Below are 19445 nucleotides of genomic sequence, written 5' to 3'. Positions count from 1 at the left end.
GCGACACTAGCTCAGTTGGTAGAGCGCAACCTTGCCAAGGTTGAGGTCACGAGTTCGAACCTCGTGTGTCGCTCCAAATTTAAAGTTGTCAGCGTACTTAACGATGAATGCGCCACTCGCTCAGTTGATGAGCGCAACCTTACCAAGGTTGAGGTCACGCCTTTTTGTTTTAAAGCAGTGAACCTCGTGTGTCGCTCCAAATTAAAGCTCTCACGGTGCTTAACGGTGACACAACATGGACGCGGGATGGAGCAGCTTGGTAGCTCGTCGGGCTCATAACCCGAAGGTCGTTGGTTCAAATCCAGCTCCCGCAACCAAATTCTAGCGCAGATGCTACGGCGTCTCGAGGAATGCGACACTAGCTCAGTTGGTAGAGCGCAACCTTGCCAAGGTTGAGGTCACGAGTTCGAACCTCGTGTGTCGCTCCAAATTTAAAGTTGTCAGCGTACTTAACGATGAATGCGCCACTCGCTCAGTTGATGAGCGCAACCTTACCAAGGTTGAGGTCACGCCTTTTTGTTTTAAAGCAGTGAACCTCGTGTGTCGCTCCAAATTAAAGCTCTCACGGTGCTTAACGGTGACACAACATGGACGCGGGATGGAGCAGCTTGGTAGCTCGTCGGGCTCATAACCCGAAGGTCGTTGGTTCAAATCCAGCTCCCGCAACCAAATTCTAGATAAGAGACTGTGCTTTAAGCGCAGTCCTTTCTTTTTTAGGGTGTTAAGTTTTTGGCTAGCCCCCTTTTCTATAATGCTGAGAAGCATCATCTCAGATGAGGCCAATTGAACCATTGTTCAATCTAGTCACTCTCATCTCTTGAATAATTTTTTAAATTACCAGAAGTCTGTTGGATATCAGCAGATTCGGCCTGCTTTACCTTATTCATTAACAGACTTATCCACAAAAATGAGATGTGGATAAAGTTGTTCATAAACTATCTATCATGACGTTTTCAGTTGACATCCTTAAGGATCTTTGATTGTTCAGTTGAAAGCGACCCGATGAGCATTGCCTTAATTCATTGTTTTTATTTGATTTATTGTGGCTTTTGGCGATAGGTTATCAAATTTGAAGATCATTGCCGTATAAAAAGTTGATCCTGGTCATTTCCAAGAGCTGTGATTAACTTTATTTCGTGATAGAAAACGGCGTCTAATTAAAAATGTTGTCCACATTACGCAAATTGGGATGGGCATCAAACAATCATGGCTTTGATTGTTGGATTCACTCTATTTAGGCATCCCGTGGCAGGCCTTTTTCAATAATACGAATTAAACGTTGATATTGGCGTGAGGTTGATGTTTTTTGGCCCTGTTCAGCCAAAGCCCAAGCAATGTGTTCATCCAATAGTGGATTCTGTCCCTGATGTCGTTCTAATGTTTCCACAATACGTGGAGAATAAGGGGCATTGCCCATAGCAATAATTAAGTTGCGTCGCCATTGTTGATGGCCGATACGCCGGATGGCCGAGCCTTCCATTTGCTTGAGAAATGTCGCTTCATCCCACTCAAATAAGTTCACCAAGTCAGGTTCAATGAGGCTTGGCCGACGATGAAAATCACTTTGCTGAGTTAATGGTGCAAAACGATTCCAAGGGCAAACTAACTGGCAATCATCACAGCCATAAATTCGGTTGCCGATCGGACGGCGAAACTCAAGCGGAATCACACCCGAATATTCAATGGTGAGATACGAGATGCAGCGTCGTGCATCGACGACACCTTCTGCGACGATGGCGTTGGTCGGACAACTGGTCATGCAGGCGGTGCATTTACCACACTGATTCTCGCTCGGTTGATCAACCGGTAAGGGAATATCGACTAACAGCTCACCGAGAAACGACCAAGAACCACTGTCTTTATCTAAGATCAGTGAGTGTTTGCCGCTCCAACCTAATCCAGCTTTTTGTGCCAATGGCCGTTCAAGGATGGGCGCCGAGTCAACAAAAGGGCGATAACCGAGTTGCCCTACTTCTTGTTCAATTTTTTCGCCGAGTTTTTTCAGTTGGTTGCGCATTAGCTTATGATAGTCGCGCCCGAGCGCGTAGCGGCTGATATACGCCTGAGAGGGATCGCGCAAGTTAGCAGCAAACTGTGCTTGAGGTGGCAAGTAATTGATCCGAGCGCTGATCACGCGCAGAGTACCAGGTAGTAATTCAGCTGGACGAGCGCGCAGCATACCATGTCTGGCCATCCAATCCATCTCACCGTGATACCCAGCATCGAGCCAAGCTTGTAGCGCGGGTTCATGCTCACGCAAATCGACATCACAAATCCCAACTTTTTCAAAGCCGAGTTGGATCGCCCATTGCTTGATCTTGTCTGCCAGTTGTTGGTAGTCCATCACGGGGTCTCACGATAAGGGCCGAGGATCTTAGCGGATCTTGTCCGCTTGTTCTAGCGTTAATCTCAGGTGCTCTAATCGGTATATTTTTCGGTTTGTTAACAGAACAGATCTTGTCTCTCAATTCCAACCCAGTTTACTATTCCGGTTCTTTTGATTTCTTTATAGTCAGTCATGACCTTGTTGAGAAAAGCGTAATGAATAGCAAGATTTTTCCCCTAAACGATGAGCAAGCTACATTGGAATTAGGTCGTGCGCTGGCCGCGCTCTGTTCACAACAAACGACGCTTTATCTGCATGGTGATCTTGGTGCCGGAAAGACTACCTTTAGTCGTGGTTTTATTCGGGCATTAGGCCACCAAGGCAATGTAAAAAGCCCTACCTATACTCTGGTGGAGCCTTATCAATTAGGTGAGTGGCAGGTTTATCACTTTGATCTTTATCGCTTAGCGGATCCAGAAGAACTCGAATTTATGGGGATCCGTGATTATTTTACTGACGATGCGATTTGCTTAGTTGAATGGCCAGAGCAAGGTTACGGGCTGCTCCCTAAGGCTGATCTTGACCTTGATTTACGTTATGACGGAGAGCGGCGCATTGCCACGCTGACGGCTAATAATGAATATGGATGTGACCTTTTGAGTCAGTTGGAGTTATGTTGAACGTTCGTCGTTTGGTTTTGCTACTGTGTGGATGGGTGTTATTCAGCATCGCGCCTCAAACTTGGGCTAATAGTCTAGAGGGGGTGCGAGTTTGGCCTTCGCCTGATGAAACGCGAGTAGTTTTGGATGTGACATCCGAAGCCGATTTTAGCTATTTTACTCTTAGTTCACCTGAGCGTTTGGTTATCGACCTCAAGCAGAGTTCTTCGCGTGCCAAGTTGCCTGTCAATGTGACGGACAGTGGCATTTTATCTCGGATCCGCGCCTCCACACCGCCAGAGAAAAGTTCATTTCGGTTGGTGTTTGAACTTAAGCAGAAAACCACTCCCAGTTTATTTAAATTAGCTCCAACTCCAGGTGGTCAGTATGGACATCGACTAGTGATCGATCTGCCACACGGAAAAGCCAATCAGGACCGTGTGGTTAGCACGCCGAGTACCACTGCGGTACAAGTGAGTAAAGATGCCTCTCAGCTGCTTGGTAATGAAGATATTGTGGTCGCGATTGATGCCGGTCACGGTGGTGAAGATCCAGGTTCAATCGGTCCGACTCGTAAATATGAAAAAAATGTCAACTTAATTATCTCTAAGAAGCTGGCCGATCAATTGAATGCAGTGCCTGGCGTGAAGGCGGTTTTGACTCGTCGTGGCGACTATTCGGTGAATTTAAATAAGCGCACGGAAATTGCGCGTAGCAGTAAAGCGCATATTTTGGTCTCGATTCATGCCGATGCATTTCACACCCCTCAACCTCGTGGCGGTTCAGTGTTTGTGCTCAATACACGCCGCGCTAATACGGAAATTGCGCGTTGGGTTGAAAATCATGAGCAACAATCTGAGTTGCTTGGTGGGGCAGGAGAAGTACTATCAAAAACCAATAATGACCGCAACGTGAGTCAGACCTTGCTTGATTTGCAATTTAGCCATTCGCAGAAAGAGGGCTACAAGCTGGCGACCAGTATTCTGCGTGAAATGGGTAAGGTCGCTCATCTGCATAAAACCGAGCCGGTGAATGCCAGCCTCGCAGTATTAAAATCACCTGACATTCCATCGGTACTGGTTGAAACAGGATTTATCTCTAATCCGGCCGAAGAGCAGTTGCTGTTCCAGCGTAGCCATCAAGATAAATTAGCTCGCGCGTTAGCTAAAGCGATTGTGCAGTATTTTGAAGCCAATCCACCAGAAGGTACGTTGTTTGCTAACCGTGGTAAAACGCAAATCCACCAAGTGCAGCGCGGCGAGTCATTAGGAGTGATCGCCAATCGATATGGTGTCACGGTAGATGCGCTCAAGCAGGCGAATAAACTTAAATCGGCAACGATTGCGGTGGGACAGAAACTGACGATCCCTGCGTCAGCCTCGGCAAAACCGATCGCTGTCCCAGTTGTGACCAATCCGGTCGAAACGGAAACCATTATCCATGTGGTGAAAGCGGGAGATTTTCTCGGTAAGCTGGCAAGCACTTATAAAGTGTCGGTGGCGGCGATTAAAAACCAGAATAATCTCAAATCGGATACCTTGGTTCTTGGCCAAAAGTTAAATATTACCGTGAGTTTACAAGATAAGCCGCTGCGTAAGCATAAAGTCCAGCGCGGTGACAATCTGAGTAAAATCGCTGACCACTATAACGTCAGCATTGCCAGTATCCGCCAAGCTAATCAGTTACGCTCCGATCAACTGGCTGTGGGGCAGCAACTGATCATCCCGAATAAATAACTGATTATGACGATTCGTATTCTGCCCGCTCGTTTAGCCAACCAAATTGCCGCCGGTGAAGTGGTGGAAAGGCCCGCTTCCGTAGTCAAAGAGCTGGTGGAAAACAGCTTAGATGCTGGCGCAACCCGAATTGAGATTGAGATTGAGAAAGGGGGGTCTAAGCTGATCCGGATCCGAGATAACGGCTCTGGAATTGATAAAGAGGAGCTTGGCCTAGCGCTAAGTCGACATGCAACCTCGAAGATCCATACCTTAGATGATCTGGAAGCGATCATGAGTCTGGGATTTCGCGGTGAAGCATTAGCCAGTATCAGCTCCGTCTCCCGCTTGACCTTAACATCGCGGACTGAGGCGCAGCAGGAAGCGTGGACGGCATACAGTGAAGGTCGAGATATGGCAGTGAGGTTACAGCCCGCCGCTCATCCGGTTGGCACAACGGTAGAAGTGTTGGATCTGTTTTTTAATACTCCGGCTCGCCGCAAATTTTTGCGCACAGAAAAAACCGAATTTACCCATATTGATGAGCTGCTCAAACGGATTGCGTTGAGTCGATTTGATGTGAGTTTTATGTTGCGCCACAACGGAAAAGTGGTGCGTCAATACCGCGCCGCCGCCACTTTAGCCCAGCAGGAAAAGCGTTTAGCGGCAGTTTGTGGTAATACGTTTGTGCAGCATATGCTGCGTATTGAGCTTGAACATCAAGGCCTTAAGCTACACGGTTGGATCGCCAGCCCACAGGGGGCTCGCCAGCAGAGTGATTTACAATACTGCTATGTTAATGGTCGCATGATGCGCGATAAGCTGATCAATCATGCGATTCGACAAAGCTACGAGACCAGTTTACGCGCCGATCAATTTGCAGCCTATGTACTGTTTATTGAGCTGGATCCTTTGCATGTCGATGTCAACGTGCATCCGGCCAAGCATGAAGTGCGTTTCCACCAAGCGCGTCTGGTGCATGATTTCATCTATCAAGCGTTAAGCAGCGCCTTAGTCCAAACCGCGCAAGTGATCGCCGCCTCGCTCAATGATGGCGCATTTCATGCGCCAAGTGCAGAAAAAACATCCCCGCAGATTGGACTCAACAGCGAAACTTCACTGACTGAAAGGGTTACTCAAGCAGTACATAATGTGCCAAGTTATCCGCGTAAAGCAGTGCCAGAAGGTGAAAATGAAAGCCGGAGTAGCGCTTATCCGTTAAAAGAGCATGCTGTAGCCAATCCTTGGGTTATTGCATCAAATACTCGTGCTACACGGTTTGAGAAAAATCACCCGCCAACGGTAACTCAATCTGAAGTAGCGGTATATCAAACCTTGTTGCAAACGCCCAATTTAGCAGCCGAAGCCCACTCAGCGGCAACCAATGTGGATGCCTCTCAGGCGGCGGTGGCGATTGAAAAATTAGGTAAAGCGATCCAAGTGGTTGAAAGGCAGTATCTGCTGATGAATAGCCCTGTCGGCTGCGTGCTGGTTTCACTGGTTCAAGCCGAGCAGCTTAAGCTGCGTGGCTTACTCAATCCACAGTATGGAGCACTCAAAGCCCAGCCGCTGCTGGTGCCATTAGTGCTTAAATTAAATGACCTTGAATGGCAAGCGGTACAAACCTATTGGCAATCATTGCAGCAATTGGGCATTGAACTGAAAACACGCGCCCACCATTCGATTATGGTGATGGCGGTCCCTCAGCCATTACGCCAGCAAAATTTACAGCAATTACTGCCGGATCTGTTATCTTACGCGGCGAGCCGTCACCACAGCGAGCCTTTGCCATATCAAGCACTTGCTGAGTGGTTGGTCCAACGTATCGTGTTAGAAAAAACCGACTACACTTTAGCTGAGGCGATCAGCTTGATCGCCGAACTGGAACAGCTATGGCAAGGTGGCTTGCCTTATCATGACCCGCATTTTATTACGTTGGTGGACTTTTCCGCCTCAATTACAGCATTACATTCATGACTCAACAGTTACCCCTCGCCCTTTTTTTAATGGGTCCAACGGCTTCTGGTAAAACCGATTTAGCTATTCGCTTACGTCAGAAATATCCGGTGGAGATCATCAGTGTCGATTCCGCTCTAATTTATCGCGGAATGGATATTGGCACCGCTAAACCGGATGCAGCCGAGCTTGCACTGGCTCCACATCGCTTGATCGATATTCTTGATCCGAGTGAAGCCTATTCTGCAGCCGATTTTCGGCGCGATGCGCTGCAAGCCATGGCAGAGATTGTCGCACAAGGCAAAATCCCGCTATTGGTCGGGGGCACTATGCTCTATTTTAAGGCATTGATTGAAGGCTTATCGCCTTTACCTGCGGCCAACCCTGAAATCCGCCAACAGATCGAACAACAAGCCTTAACCTTAGGTTGGCCAGCCTTGCATGCTCAGTTGCAACAGATCGATCCAGTCTCAGCTGAGCGAATTCATCCCAACGATCCACAAAGATTGTCGCGGGCACTGGAAGTTTATCGAATTTCGGGTAAAACTCTTACCGAGCTAACGCAAACTAAAGGGGAAGCGATTCCCTATCGAGTGCTACAGTTTGCGATTGCTCCCAAGGAAAGAGCCGAACTCCATCGGCGGATTGAACTTCGTTTTGCGAAAATGGTCCAATCAGGGTTCGAAGACGAGGTTAAAGCTCTGTATGCAAGAGATGATCTGCATCCTGATCTTCCTTCGATCCGCTGTGTCGGCTATCGGCAAATGTGGGATTATTTAGACGGTCAGGCAACGCTTGATGAGGCGATTTATCGTGGCATCTGTGCCACCCGTCAATTGGCCAAGCGACAGATCACCTGGTTACGCAGCTGGGATGATTTAACTTGGTTAGATAGCGAAAACGTAGACCAAGCCGTTGAAACGCTCTCGAATGCGATAGCGTCCAACGAAATAAGCTGTGTATAATGTGATCGCTTTTGCGTGTGTACCCCGGGAAAGGATCCGCTATTGGTACTCGATTGAGCATTGATAGCAACGGGAATTTTGATTGGTTTAGCTCAGATGCAAGGCTGCATATAATTCTGCTGCACCGCTAGCTAAATAATTACTAGAAAAGACAAAATAAGGAAAAATAAAATGGCTAAGGGGCAATCTCTACAAGACCCATTTCTGAATGCGCTACGTCGTGAACGTATTCCGGTCTCTATCTACCTTGTGAATGGCATCAAGCTGCAAGGTCAGATTGAATCGTTTGATCAATTTGTGATCCTGCTGAAAAACACCGTAAACCAAATGGTTTATAAGCATGCTATTTCGACTGTGGTTCCTGCTCGTCCAGTGAGCCACCACAGTGGCGATCGTCCAGCGACAGATCGTCCAGCTGAGAAATCAGAAGAGTAATTCTTTGCACCATTATTTAAGGAGTTGATCGCTTGTTTGACCGTTATGAAGCCGGTGAGCGAGCCGTACTTGTTCATGTCAACTTCACGCAACAGGGGGAAGATCTGAGCGAATGTAAAATGCTCGTATCTTCTGCAGGGGTGACCACGCTGCAAGTGGTAACAGGCAGTCGTCAAACCCCTCACCCTAAATATTTCGTTGGTGAGGGTAAAGCCCAAGAAATCGCCGAAGCCGTCCAACTCAATGAAGCCAACGTGGTCATTTTTAACCACGCGCTTTCTCCTGCTCAAGAACGTAACCTCGAAAGATTGTGTCAGTGTCGGGTCATCGATCGTACTGGCCTGATCCTCGATATCTTTGCTCAACGTGCCCGTACCCATGAAGGTAAGCTCCAAGTCGAGTTGGCGCAGCTGCGCCATATTTCAACGCGCTTAATTCGGGGGTGGACCCACTTAGAAAGACAAAAAGGTGGGATTGGTTTGCGTGGGCCGGGGGAAACTCAGCTTGAAACGGACCGACGTTTATTGCGTGAACGGATCAAAGCTATTTTGCGTCGCTTAGAAAAAGTGGCCAAACAGCGTGAACAAGGGCGTCGAGCGCGTAGCCGAGCCGAGATTCCAACCATCTCGTTGGTGGGTTATACCAACGCAGGGAAATCGACCCTGTTTAACCGCATTACTGAAGCGGGTGTGTACGCCGCCGATCAACTGTTTGCCACCCTAGATCCAACCTTACGTAGAATAGATTTGGCGGACGTTGGGCCTGCGGTATTGGCTGATACTGTGGGCTTTATTCGTCATTTGCCACATGACTTGGTGGCGGCCTTTAAAGCAACGTTACAAGAGACGCAAGAAGCTGACATTTTGTTACATGTTGTTGATGCCAGTGATGAACGCTTTCGTGAGAATATCCAAGCGGTAGAGACGGTTCTACAAGAAATCGATGCGCATGACGTCCCCACGCTGTTGGTGATGAATAAAATCGATAACTTAGAACAAGCCACTCCGCGTATTGAACGGGATGACGAAGGAGTACCCAAAGCCGTATGGATTTCTGCCATGCAGGGATCTGGCATTGAGCTACTGTTTCAAGCATTGAGTGAACGTTTAGCCAGCCAAGTGGTGGAGCATCGTCTGCGTATTCCGCCACAACATCAAGGGCGTATCCGTAGCCTATTTTTCCAAATGAAGTGTATTCAACAGGAAGAATATGATCCGGAAGGCAATTTACTGATCACTGTTCGTATGCAGCAAGTTGATTGGGCTAAACTAGAGAAACGAGAGCAAGCAGACTTAAGTGACTTTATCGTCACAGAAAGGACTGCTAGAGTATAACGTCATATCAAATGATGGAGTTTTCTAATGGCGTGGAATGAGCCTGGTAATAATAACGGCAACAATGGCCGCGATAATGACCCATGGGGGAACAACAATCGCGGTAACAAAGGTGGCCGAGATCAAGGACCACCCGATTTAGACGAAGTGTTTAATAAAATCAGTCAAAAATTGGGCGGCAAATTTGGTGGTAAAGGCGGTAAAGGTCCTTCGCTGGCAGGTGGTAGTGCGATTGGTTTTGGCGTGATAGCGGCCATTTCTGTCGCCATATGGTTCTTTACCGGTTTTTACACCATTGGTGAAGCTGAGCGTGGCGTGGTGTCACGACTTGGAAAATACGATCGAATTGTTGATCCTGGCTTGAACTGGCGTCCACGCTTTATTGATGAAGTGACCCCAGTTAACGTGCAAGCGATTCGTTCACTGCGAGCATCGGGTCTTATGCTGACCAAAGATGAAAACGTGGTGACGGTCTCGATGGATGTGCAGTATCGAATTGCTGATCCCTATAAGTATTTGTACAAAGTGACCAATGCGGATGATAGTTTACGTCAAGCGACTGATTCAGCGCTGCGTGCTGTGGTCGGTGATGCACTGATGGACAGTATTTTAACCAGTGGTCGTCAGCAAATTCGGCAAAGTACTCAACAGACGCTCAATCAAATTATCGATGGCTATGATATGGGCCTGATGATTGTTGACGTTAACTTCCAATCTGCACGTCCGCCTGAGCAAGTAAAAGATGCGTTTGATGATGCGATTGCTGCGCGTGAAGATGAAGAGCGTTTTATTCGTGAAGCAGAAGCGTACAAAAACGAAATTTTACCGAAAGCGACTGGTCGCTCTGAGCGTTTGAAGAAAGAAGCGCAAGGTTATAACGAGCGTATCATCAATGAGGCCTTAGGTCAGGTTGCTCAATTTGAAAAGCTGTTACCTGAATATCTAGCGGCACCGAAAGTCACTCGTGATCGTCTGTATTTGGATACCATGGAAGAGGTGTACAGCAATACCTCGAAAGTGCTAATCGATTCTAAATCGAGCGGCAATCTGTTGTACTTACCGATTGATAAGCTTGTTGGACAAGAGACGAATAAAGCCGAGCCACGTGCCAGTAAATCGTCATCAGCGTACGATAAAATCGAGCTTGAGTCGCCAACGACGGAGACCAATACCGACACTTCGTCACGCAGCACTACACGTCAAGGGAGATACTAAGAATGCGTAAGTTATTAATCCCTAGTATCGTTCTGATCATGGCGGCATTGTTAATGTCGATGTTCGTGATCCCAGAGGGAGAGCGCGGCATTGTGATCCGTTTTGGCCGAGTGTTGAAAGACACCAGTGATATGTCAAAGATTTACGAACCGGGTCTGCATTTCAAAATGCCAATGTTTGATCGTGTGAAAACATTAGATGCACGGATTCAAACCATGGATAGCCGTACCGATCGCTTTGTTACGTCAGAGAAAAAAGATGTGATCATCGATTCGTACGTGAAATGGCGTATTGAAGATTTCGGTCAATATTACTTGGCAACTGGTGGCGGTAATGCATTAACGGCGGAAGCGTTACTTGAGCGTAAAGTCACCGATGTATTGCGTTCGGAAATTGGATCTCGTGAGATCAAACAAATTGTTTCTGGTCCGCGTAATGGGGCGATTTTACCTGAGAATCCTGATTCTTCTGAAATCACTACCGAAGCGGCGCGAGAAGCTTTGGAGATTGATGGACAACGTGATCAAATCATGGCTAACGTACTGCAAGATACACGACAAAGTGCGATGAAAGATTTGGGTGTGTATGTGGTCGACTTTAGAATGAAGAAGATCAACCTGCCTGATGAGATCAGTGAATCGATTTACCGCCGTATGCGTGCTGAACGTGAATCAGTGGCTCGTAAACACCGTTCACAAGGTCGTGAAAAAGCCGAAGTGATCCGTGCTCAAGCCGAGCTTGAAGTGGCTACGATTCTCGCGGAGGCCGATAAAACTGCTCGTGTAACCCGTGGTGCGGCAGATGCAGAAGCGGCGAAGATCTACTCGGATGCCTATAAGAAAGATCCGGAGTTTTTCAGCTTCTTACGCTCATTACGTGCCTATGAAAAATCATTTAATAGCAAAAATGACATTCTGGTATTGGATCCAAGCAGCGAGTTCTTCCAATACATGAATAATGCGAAAGGCGCTGCTGCCAAGTAAGCATTCGTTAACTTTATTCAAGGCTCCGTAAGGGGCCTTTGTTATTTGGAGGCAATATGTCACAGACACTTTGGGTTGCACTGGGTTTAGTGCTGATTGTGGAAGGGTTAGGGCCATTATTAGCGCCGAGAGGATGGCGTCAGATGGTGGCACAATTGAGCCTACAATCCGATCATCAATTGCGCCGGATCGGCGGTTGTTTGGTGGTCGCAGGCACTGTGATTGCCTACGTTTTCGCTCGATAAGATCGGCGAATTACGTAGGCTGTAGCCAAGCTTATTGCATCAGTAGTGTGGTGGCGGTGTTTCTTGAGCGGGATCGGCCAAATTTGAGCTATCGATATTTTTCACTTTGCCGACCATATATTGCATCTGATCCTGCATCTTACTGATCAACAGTTGCTGTTGAGTCAGGGCATCATTTAGCATCTCAATGGTTTGATCTTGAAAGGCCAACTTGCACTCTAAATCTTCAATTTGTATTTGAAGTTGGGTTAGCGATGTCTGTTGCATTGATTAGTTCTCCACTCGCCAAGCTTGGGCGATGCCTGCTGAGTTGCCTGATACAGCACGTTGCTGGCGATCAAAACTGGCATCATACACGACAGCTTGAGCTGGTCCGCCATCTTTTTTGGCCTGTGAATTGAAGTTGGCGATTTTTTTACCATCTTGGGTATTCCATACTTCCACTTGCCCTGATGGGGTTCCCGTGATCAGTCTTTTTCCATCATCGGCAAAGCGTGCGCTAGAAAAAATCAGTTGGCGGCGCAAACTGCGCAGCGCTATTGGTTCACGCTCGGTAGAGAGGTCCCAAATTAACGCTTGGTTGCCACTATCGGAAGTGAAAGCGAGCTTACCATCGCGTTGCAAAGTTACCCGATTGACCCGTTGTTGATGTTCAAATTGCCGAATAATTTGCCCGCTTTGGGTATCCCATAAGTAAGCGTGGCGATCATTGCCACCAGAAAGCGCATAGCGTCCGTTAGCGGAAAGCGCGACGGAATTGACTTTTTCGCGGTGGGCGAGGAACTCCATGCGCCGCCCAGTGACTAAGTCCACGTAAATGGCTTTGCCATTGGTTAAACCGAGTAGCACTTGTTCGCCATTATTAGCGATGTCGACATCACGGATCTGACCATCTGTAATAGACCAAAGCCCTTTGGCTTGAGCCCAGGCAAGATCCCATATGGCGAAGTTATTCTGACTGGCCGTGATGGCATAGCGACCGTTATCCGCGATGCGGATCACAGAAACGGGATTGGCTTGCGGATCTTGTGCGCCAAGCTTGGCGAGTAATTGTACTTGCTGCAGATCCCATAGCATCAGTTGTTGTTGTCGGGAATAAATCAGCGCGAAGCGGCCATCGCGGCTGAGGCCAAAGGCAGTGGCGCCTTCGGGGGCGAGGTTCCATTGCTGCTCGGCTTGGTTTGCAAAAAAACAACCGTTTAAGATAAGGATGATAAGTAAGGTGCCGAATGAGTGATAAATTCTTCGCATCAAGTTCGAATTATCCGTTTGTTGTGTAAAGACAATCATGCAACATATCGCTATATTGGTACAACTCTTAGTTGTACACCAGTGACTTACTGGTTTTGTGCACAATACCAAAACGAATACCTCACAATTGGAGAACCCGATGAAATCACTTTTTAAAGTGTCACTGCTGGCTGCGACCGTTATGCTCGCGGTTGGTTGTCAGAAAGAAGAAGCTGCAAAGACTGAGACGGCAGCCATCGTCAAAACGGTCGAATTAAAGTCAGAAGATGATAAAGCGGCTTATGCAATTGGTGTATCATTCGCCAATTACCTGAAAACCAGCATTGAAAAGCCAAGTGAAATTGGCATTGTACTTAACAAAGATTTGGTTCTTAAAGGTATTGAACAGGTGTTTACCGGTTCACCAGAAATGACTGAAGAAGAGACTCGTGCCGCGCTTGAAGCGCTGGATAAGCGTGTCGCGGAAACCATGCAAGCCAAAGCGGCTGAGAAAGCGGCTGAAAGTAAGCAAAAAGGTGATGAGTTCCGTGCTCAATTTGAGAAAGAGTCTGGTGTGGTAAAAACCGAATCAGGTTTGTTGTATCAAGTTCTGACTCCTGCTGAAGGTGACAAACCAAAAGATACCGATGTTGTACAAGTTCACTACAAAGGAACTTTGACCGATGGCACTCAATTCGACAGCTCTTATGAGCGTGGTGAGCCTGCGACTTTCCCGCTTAATCGCGTGATCCCAGGATGGACTGAAGGTGTGCAGCTCATGCCTGTGGGCTCGAAGTTCAAGCTGGTCATCCCACCTGAGATGGCTTACGGTGAGCAAGACACCCCAACCATTCCTGCCAACTCGACGCTGGTGTTCGAAGTTGAACTACTGAAGATTGAAAACGGTGCTAACGCAGCACAATAAATCGCTGTGTTCTGCTCGTGAGATCTATCTTATTAGGCCTGACTTTGTTCAGGCCTTTTATATGCGCTTAATCGAGTAATAATTTGTGCTAAATCACTTGTTGGTGATATTGCCGAATCGTAGTTTAAAATTTTCTGATAAACTTACAGCAATTTGTTGATTTTCCGTTCTAGGGTTTAAGCACAGTGACAATGACAGAAACCATGAATGTTGATTTATTGCTGGAGATGGAATCGGTGCACGTTAAGCCATTTAGCGAGCACGATAAAGTCATCCTGCGTTCTTATGAGGCGGTGGTCGATGGCATCGCGAGCCTGATTGGCCCATTTTGTGAAATTGTCCTGCATTCACTGGAGGATTTGAATACCTCGGCGATCAAAATTGCCAACGGTGAGAACACTGGCCGCCAAGTCGGTTCGCCGATCACCGATATGGCGCTAAAAATGTTGCGTGATATTGAAGGTTCAGAGCGTAATTTTTCGCGTTCTTATTTCACGCGTGCCAAAGGTGGCGTGTTGATGAAATCGATCACGGTTGCGATTCGTAACGGTGATAATCGCGTGATTGGCTTATTGTGCATTAACGTCAATCTCGATGCGCCTTTTTCACAAGTGTTGAAATCGTTTATGCCGACTCAAGAAGCCCAAGAAGCGGCATCGTCTGTCAATTTTGCTAGCGATGTCGAAGAGTTGGTGGATCAAACGGTCGAGCGGACTATAGAAGAAATTAATGCCGATAAATCGGTGTCGAACAATACCAAGAATCGCCAAATTGTGATGGCGCTGTTTGATAAAGGTATTTTTGATATTAAAGATGCGATTAACCGAGTGGCAGATCGGCTCAATATCTCCAAACATACGGTGTATCTGTATATTCGCCAGCGTAAAACTGAGGATGATGAGAAGTGAAAGCGCTCACTTACACCTTAGTGGTCAACGGACCACAATACGGTACTCAATCAGCGCGTAACGCCTATCTGTTCGCTCAAGCTCTGCTGGCGAAAGGGCATGTGTTAAAGAGCGTATTTTTTTACCAAGATGGGGTGCTGAATGGCTCAGCAACCCACGTGCCAGCGAACGATGAGTTTGATCTACTGCAAGCTTGGCAAAGCCTTGCTGTTGATCATCAAGTACAGTTAGAAACCTGTGTCGCTGCTGCGCTGCGTCGCGGGGTGGTGAGTGAGCAAGAAGCTTCGCAACACAGTTTAGCTAGCCATAACCTCGCCGCTCATTTCACTCAAGCAGGATTAGGTAGCTTGGCACAAGCTTTATTACAACAAGATCGAGTGGTGCAGTTTTGAATCATATCGCTTGGGTATTTCACTCCGCCCCTCACGGTACTGCCGCAGGACGAGAAGGATTGGATGCTATTTTGGCGGCCTCTGCTTACAGTGAGCAGCAAGCCTTATTTTTCGTCGGTGAAGGGGTATTGCAGTTAGTTAAACATCAGCAACCGGAAGCGATTTTAAGCCGCGACTATATTGCCGCGTTTAAGCTATTGGATTTGTACGACATTGAAACACGTTATGTGTGCGAGCAGAGCTTGCAGCATTGGGGCCTTAGCCCGCAAGATCTGCTGCTTGATGTGCAAGTGGTTGCGCCACAACAGTTGGCGTGTTTACTGCGTGGTTACCATCAACACCTGACTTTTTAAGGAACCTCAATGCTGCACATTATCAAGCACCTCGAAAAACTCCCCTTAGTCAGTGCGTATCTGCTACCGGGCGATGTGGTGATACTGACTGAAAACGCGGTTTACGCGGCGGCGCTGCAATCGCCTTATCGAGCCTATTTAATGCCTGACATTCAATACTCAGCTCTGCGCGAGGATCTTGCCGCGCGTGGTTGGCAAACCAAAGTCGATGCTCATATTGAGGTGATCACGATGAGTGATTGGGTTGATTTGACCGCAAGCCATGAAAAATCAATCACATGGTGATGACTTTATTATTTATGCTGCGCAGTTCAGTCTCACACTAGGTTGGACCGGAAAAAAGATCTGTATATTTCTTGACACCCCCCACACTACTGCATAGAATTTTGCGTCCCTATTTGTGCAATCTGTTTGTGCGGAAGGGATAGATTTTTCACAAGCTTACTTTAAGTCAATCAGGAGCTAGTTAATGGCAACTATTAACCAGTTGGTTCGTAAGCCACGTGCTAAGCAAGTTGTTAAAAGCAACGTGCCAGCACTAGCTGCGTGCCCACAAAAACGTGGTGTATGTACTCGTGTTTACACAACTACACCTAAAAAACCTAACTCGGCACTTCGTAAAGTATGTCGTGTACGTCTAACTAACGGTTTTGAAGTTACTTCATACATCGGTGGTGAAGGTCACAACCTACAAGAGCACAGTGTTGTACTGATCCGTGGCGGTCGTGTTAAAGACCTTCCAGGTGTTCGTTACCACACCGTTCGCGGCGCACTTGACTGTGCTGGCGTGAACGACCGTAAACAAGCTCGTTCTAAGTACGGTGTGAAGCGTCCTAAGTCTTAATGCCCCTCTTGTTACAAGAGAAGCGTTAAGTAAGGCCAAACACTAAAATTAAATTTTAATTTTGAAGAAACTGCAAAGTTTTGGATAACCTGAAGAATAAGACAACGGAGAATATTCCATGCCACGTCGTCGCGTCATTGGTCAGCGTAAGATCCTTCCAGATCCAAAGTTCAAATCTGAACTGCTGGCAAAATTCGTTAACATCCTTATGGTTGACGGTAAAAAATCTACTGCAGAGAAAATCGTTTACACTGCACTAGACACCATGGCTGAGAAGTCTGGTAAAGATCACTTAGCTGTATTTGAAGAAGCTCTTGAAAATGTTCGCCCAGCGGTAGAAGTTAAATCTCGCCGTGTAGGTGGTTCAACTTACCAAGTTCCAGTTGAAGTACGTCAAGTACGTCGTAATGCTCTGGCAATGCGTTGGTTGGTTGAAGCTGCGCGTAAGCGTGGTGAAAAATCTATGGCTGCTCGTCTGGCTGCTGAAATGCTGGATGCGTCAGAAAACAAAGGTTCTGCTGTTAAGAAACGTGAAGACGTTCACCGTATGGCAGAAGCGAACAAAGCGTTCGCTCATTACCGCTGGTAATACCTTCTGTGCTGCGAGGCTCTCTCGCAGCACATTTCTATTTTCTAAGGTTGACCTTAGTAAGAGGATACAATCGTGGCTCGTAAAACGCCTATTGAGCGCTACCGTAATATCGGTATTTGTGCTCACGTAGATGCAGGAAAAACAACCACTACTGAGCGTATTCTGTTCTACACTGGCCTCTCTCACAAAATTGGCGAAGTTCACGACGGCGCTGCGACTATGGACTGGATGGTCCAAGAGCAAGAGCGTGGTATTACCATTACCTCTGCCGCAACAACCACCTTCTGGCGTGGTATGGAAGCACAATTCCAAGAACATCGCATCAACATCATTGATACCCCTGGACACGTTGACTTTACGATCGAAGTAGAGCGTTCTCTTCGTGTGCTTGATGGTGCAGTGGTCGTATTCTGTGGCACATCTGGTGTTGAACCGCAGTCTGAAACCGTTTGGCGTCAAGCTGACAAATACGGCGTTCCACGCATGGTATTCGTCAACAAAATGGACCGTGCAGGTGCAGATTTCTTACGCGTAGTAGGCCAAATTAAACATCGTCTTGGTGCGAACCCAGTTCCAATCCAGCTTAACATTGGTGCAGAAGAAGAGTTCAAAGGTGTCATCGACCTTATCAAGATGAAAGCCATCAACTGGAATGAAGCCGATCAGGGCATGAGCTTCACTTATGAAGACATTCCGGCCGACATGCAAGAGCTTGCCCAAGAGTGGCGTAACCACCTTGTGGAAGCGGCTGCCGAAGCCAGTGAAGAATTGATGGATAAATACCTTGAAGATGGTGAACTCACTGAACTAGAGATCAAACAAGCTCTACGTCAGCGTACTATCAATAACGAAATTGTTCTTGCTACCTGTGGTAGTGCATTTAAGAACAAAGGCGTGCAAGCGGTTTTGGATGCAGTGATTGAATATCTACCGTCACCGACCGATGTACCAGCGATCAAGGGCACTGATGATCGAGAAAATGCGGTTGAGCGTCATGCTGACGACAATGAGCCATTTTCTTCACTCGCGTTTAAAATTGCTACCGATCCATTCGTTGGTTCACTGACCTTTATTCGTGTCTACTCTGGAGTGGTTAACTCGGGTGATGCGGTTTACAACTCAGTGAAGCAGAAGAAAGAACGCTTTGGCCGTATCGTACAGATGCATGCTAATAAGCGTGATGAAATCAAAGAGATTCGTGCAGGCGACATCGCAGCCGCCATCGGCCTGAAAGATGTCACCACCGGTGATACTTTATGTGATCCGAATCATGTTGTGATTTTGGAGCGTATGGAGTTCCCTGAGCCAGTGATCCAAATCGCGGTCGAGCCTCGCTCGAAAGCGGATCAGGAGAAGATGGGTGTTGCGCTGGGTAAACTTGCGGCAGAAGATCCATCATTCCGAGTGGAAACTGATGGTGAAACTGGTCAGACACTGATTTCTGGTATGGGTGAACTTCACCTAGATATTATCGTCGATCGCATGAAACGTGAGTTTGGTGTGGATTGTAACGTCGGCAAACCTCAGGTGGCTTACCGTGAAACCATTCGTGGTAAATCGGAAGTGGAAGGCAAATTTGTTCGTCAGTCTGGTGGTCGTGGTCAATACGGTCACGTATGGCTGAAAATTGAACCTTCTGAGCCTGGTCAAGGTTTTGTCTTCGTTGACGCAATCGCGGGTGGGGTGATTCCTAAAGAATTTATCAACCCTGTTGCGAAAGGCATCGAGGAGCAAATGAACAACGGTGTGTTAGCTGGCTATCCAGTTCTGGATGTTAAAGCGACCCTGTTTGATGGTTCATTCCACGATGTCGACTCCAGCGAAATGGCATTTAAAATCGCTGGTTCTATGGCATTCAAGAAAGGTACGCTTGAAGCGGATCCTGTTCTTCTTGAGCCGTTAATGAAAGTTGAAATCACCACGCCAGAAGATTGGATGGGTGATGTTGTTGGTGACCTAAACCGTCGTCGTGGCATCATTGAAGGTATGGATGACGGCCCTGCGGGACTGAAAATTATCCATGCTAAAGTACCTCTTTCTGAAATGTTTGGTTATGCAACTGACCTGCGTTCTGCCACACAAGGCCGTGCTTCTTACTCTATGGAGTTTGCTGAGTACGCTGATGTGCCGAAAAATATTGCCGATGCAATTATTGCAGAGCGTGGTTAACCGTTGTTTGGTTAATAACGAATCTATTGCGCTGATGTGAGTTGGCGCATAAAATAGCAATTTCTGGCGCGCCTTGGGTATGCTTACCCAAAGCGAATCATAACTAGGAAGGAACACGATCGTGTCTAAAGAAAAATTTGAACGTACGAAACCGCACGTAAACGTTGGTACTATCGGCCACGTTGACCACGGTAAAACA

The 19445-nt window shown here is 47.2% G+C and carries 20 protein-coding genes and 4 tRNA genes; 21 read left to right on the top strand and 3 right to left on the bottom strand.

The genetic code is table 11. The annotated features are described in order from the left end of the window. The 4 genes from PUN32_RS13350 to PUN32_RS13335 all read left to right on the top strand — a co-directional run bounded on the left by PUN32_RS13350 (position 1) and on the right by PUN32_RS13335 (position 669). Positions 1-76: transfer RNA gene (locus PUN32_RS13350), tRNA-Gly, on the top strand. Between the two features lie 164 nt (positions 77-240). Then, a tRNA-Met gene (locus tag PUN32_RS13345) sits at positions 241-317 on the top strand. A gap of 35 nt (positions 318-352) precedes the next feature. Beyond that, positions 353-428 (top strand) — tRNA-Gly (locus tag PUN32_RS13340). A 164-nt stretch (positions 429-592) separates the two neighbouring features. Further along, positions 593-669, top strand: a tRNA-Met gene (locus tag PUN32_RS13335). 565 nt (positions 670-1234) lie between these two features. On the opposite strand, the gene queG is transcribed toward PUN32_RS13335, so the two are convergent. Further along, positions 1235-2344 carry a tRNA epoxyqueuosine(34) reductase QueG gene (gene queG / locus PUN32_RS13330; protein ID WP_274723648.1) on the bottom strand — a complete coding sequence of 370 codons (1110 nt, stop codon included), beginning with the start codon at positions 2342-2344 and terminating at the stop codon, positions 1235-1237. 197 nt (positions 2345-2541) lie between these two features. On the opposite strand from queG, the gene tsaE reads away from it, so the two are divergent. The 9 genes from tsaE to PUN32_RS13285 all read left to right on the top strand — a co-directional run bounded on the left by tsaE (position 2542) and on the right by PUN32_RS13285 (position 11833). Next, on the top strand, positions 2542-3006 hold the full coding sequence (gene tsaE / locus PUN32_RS13325; RefSeq protein ID WP_274723647.1) for a tRNA (adenosine(37)-N6)-threonylcarbamoyltransferase complex ATPase subunit type 1 TsaE: 465 nt from the start codon (positions 2542-2544) through the stop codon (positions 3004-3006). Further along, positions 3000-4721 (top strand): N-acetylmuramoyl-L-alanine amidase, encoded by a 1722-nt coding sequence (locus tag PUN32_RS13320; RefSeq protein WP_274723646.1) that lies wholly within the window; start codon positions 3000-3002, stop codon positions 4719-4721. Before tsaE ends, PUN32_RS13320 begins: the two co-directional genes overlap by 7 nt. Before the next feature lie 6 nt (positions 4722-4727). Next, on the top strand, positions 4728-6677 hold the full coding sequence (gene mutL, locus PUN32_RS13315; protein WP_274723645.1) for a DNA mismatch repair endonuclease MutL: 1950 nt from the start codon (positions 4728-4730) through the stop codon (positions 6675-6677). Then, the gene (gene miaA, locus PUN32_RS13310) at positions 6674-7621 is read left to right on the top strand and encodes a tRNA (adenosine(37)-N6)-dimethylallyltransferase MiaA (protein WP_274723644.1); all 948 of its coding nucleotides are present in this window, start codon (positions 6674-6676) and stop codon (positions 7619-7621) included. Before mutL ends, miaA begins: the two co-directional genes overlap by 4 nt. A gap of 171 nt (positions 7622-7792) precedes the next feature. Further along, positions 7793-8056, top strand: a complete 264-nt coding sequence (gene hfq, locus PUN32_RS13305) for an RNA chaperone Hfq (RefSeq protein ID WP_166013800.1) — start codon at positions 7793-7795, stop codon at positions 8054-8056. A gap of 32 nt (positions 8057-8088) precedes the next feature. After that, the gene (gene hflX / locus PUN32_RS13300; protein WP_274723643.1) at positions 8089-9390 is read left to right on the top strand and encodes a ribosome rescue GTPase HflX; all 1302 of its coding nucleotides are present in this window, start codon (positions 8089-8091) and stop codon (positions 9388-9390) included. A 27-nt stretch (positions 9391-9417) separates the two neighbouring features. Further along, positions 9418-10605, top strand: a complete 1188-nt coding sequence (hflK, locus tag PUN32_RS13295; RefSeq protein ID WP_274723642.1) for an FtsH protease activity modulator HflK — start codon at positions 9418-9420, stop codon at positions 10603-10605. Positions 10606-10607: 2 nt separating this feature from the next. Further along, positions 10608-11588, top strand: a complete 981-nt coding sequence (gene hflC, locus PUN32_RS13290; protein WP_274723641.1) for a protease modulator HflC — start codon at positions 10608-10610, stop codon at positions 11586-11588. 56 nt (positions 11589-11644) lie between these two features. Then, the gene (locus PUN32_RS13285; RefSeq protein WP_166013796.1) at positions 11645-11833 is read left to right on the top strand and encodes a DUF2065 domain-containing protein; all 189 of its coding nucleotides are present in this window, start codon (positions 11645-11647) and stop codon (positions 11831-11833) included. Positions 11834-11872: 39 nt separating this feature from the next. On the opposite strand, the gene PUN32_RS13280 is transcribed toward PUN32_RS13285, so the two are convergent. Both PUN32_RS13280 and PUN32_RS13275 read right to left on the bottom strand, forming a co-directional pair. Beyond that, positions 11873-12100, bottom strand: a complete 228-nt coding sequence (locus PUN32_RS13280) for a SlyX family protein (RefSeq protein ID WP_166013795.1) — start codon at positions 12098-12100, stop codon at positions 11873-11875. Between the two features lie 3 nt (positions 12101-12103). Further along, a complete protein-coding gene (locus tag PUN32_RS13275; RefSeq protein WP_274723640.1) occupies positions 12104-13084 on the bottom strand; it encodes a WD40 repeat domain-containing protein in 981 nt (326 codons plus the stop codon). 139 nt (positions 13085-13223) lie between these two features. Between PUN32_RS13275 and fkpA the strand changes: the two genes are divergently transcribed. The 8 genes from fkpA to fusA all read left to right on the top strand — a co-directional run bounded on the left by fkpA (position 13224) and on the right by fusA (position 19246). Beyond that, positions 13224-13988 (top strand): FKBP-type peptidyl-prolyl cis-trans isomerase, encoded by a 765-nt coding sequence (gene fkpA / locus PUN32_RS13270; protein WP_274723639.1) that lies wholly within the window; start codon positions 13224-13226, stop codon positions 13986-13988. 191 nt (positions 13989-14179) lie between these two features. Then, positions 14180-14896, top strand: a complete 717-nt coding sequence (locus PUN32_RS13265; RefSeq protein WP_206212118.1) for a helix-turn-helix transcriptional regulator — start codon at positions 14180-14182, stop codon at positions 14894-14896. Then, positions 14893-15288 carry a sulfurtransferase complex subunit TusD gene (gene tusD / locus PUN32_RS13260; protein ID WP_274723638.1) on the top strand — a complete coding sequence of 132 codons (396 nt, stop codon included), beginning with the start codon at positions 14893-14895 and terminating at the stop codon, positions 15286-15288. The genes PUN32_RS13265 and tusD overlap by 4 nt, the downstream gene beginning before the upstream one ends. Beyond that, positions 15285-15641, top strand: a complete 357-nt coding sequence (gene tusC / locus PUN32_RS13255; protein WP_274723637.1) for a sulfurtransferase complex subunit TusC — start codon at positions 15285-15287, stop codon at positions 15639-15641. Before tusD ends, tusC begins: the two co-directional genes overlap by 4 nt. Before the next feature lie 9 nt (positions 15642-15650). After that, a complete protein-coding gene (gene tusB, locus PUN32_RS13250; RefSeq protein WP_274723636.1) occupies positions 15651-15926 on the top strand; it encodes a sulfurtransferase complex subunit TusB in 276 nt (91 codons plus the stop codon). 184 nt (positions 15927-16110) lie between these two features. After that, on the top strand, positions 16111-16485 hold the full coding sequence (rpsL, locus tag PUN32_RS13245) for a 30S ribosomal protein S12 (RefSeq protein ID WP_000201237.1): 375 nt from the start codon (positions 16111-16113) through the stop codon (positions 16483-16485). Positions 16486-16603: 118 nt separating this feature from the next. Next, positions 16604-17074 carry a 30S ribosomal protein S7 gene (gene rpsG / locus PUN32_RS13240; RefSeq protein WP_166013788.1) on the top strand — a complete coding sequence of 157 codons (471 nt, stop codon included), beginning with the start codon at positions 16604-16606 and terminating at the stop codon, positions 17072-17074. Between the two features lie 75 nt (positions 17075-17149). Then, on the top strand, positions 17150-19246 hold the full coding sequence (gene fusA / locus PUN32_RS13235) for an elongation factor G (RefSeq protein ID WP_274723635.1): 2097 nt from the start codon (positions 17150-17152) through the stop codon (positions 19244-19246). Positions 19247-19445: the final 199 nt, after the last annotated feature.

Source organism: Vibrio chanodichtyis (assembly GCF_028863985.1).
GTDB classification, from domain to species: Bacteria; Pseudomonadota; Gammaproteobacteria; order Enterobacterales; family Vibrionaceae; genus Vibrio; species Vibrio chanodichtyis.
Note: the sequence above shows the minus strand (reverse complement) of the source record. Positions and strands in the feature narration are given on the sequence as shown.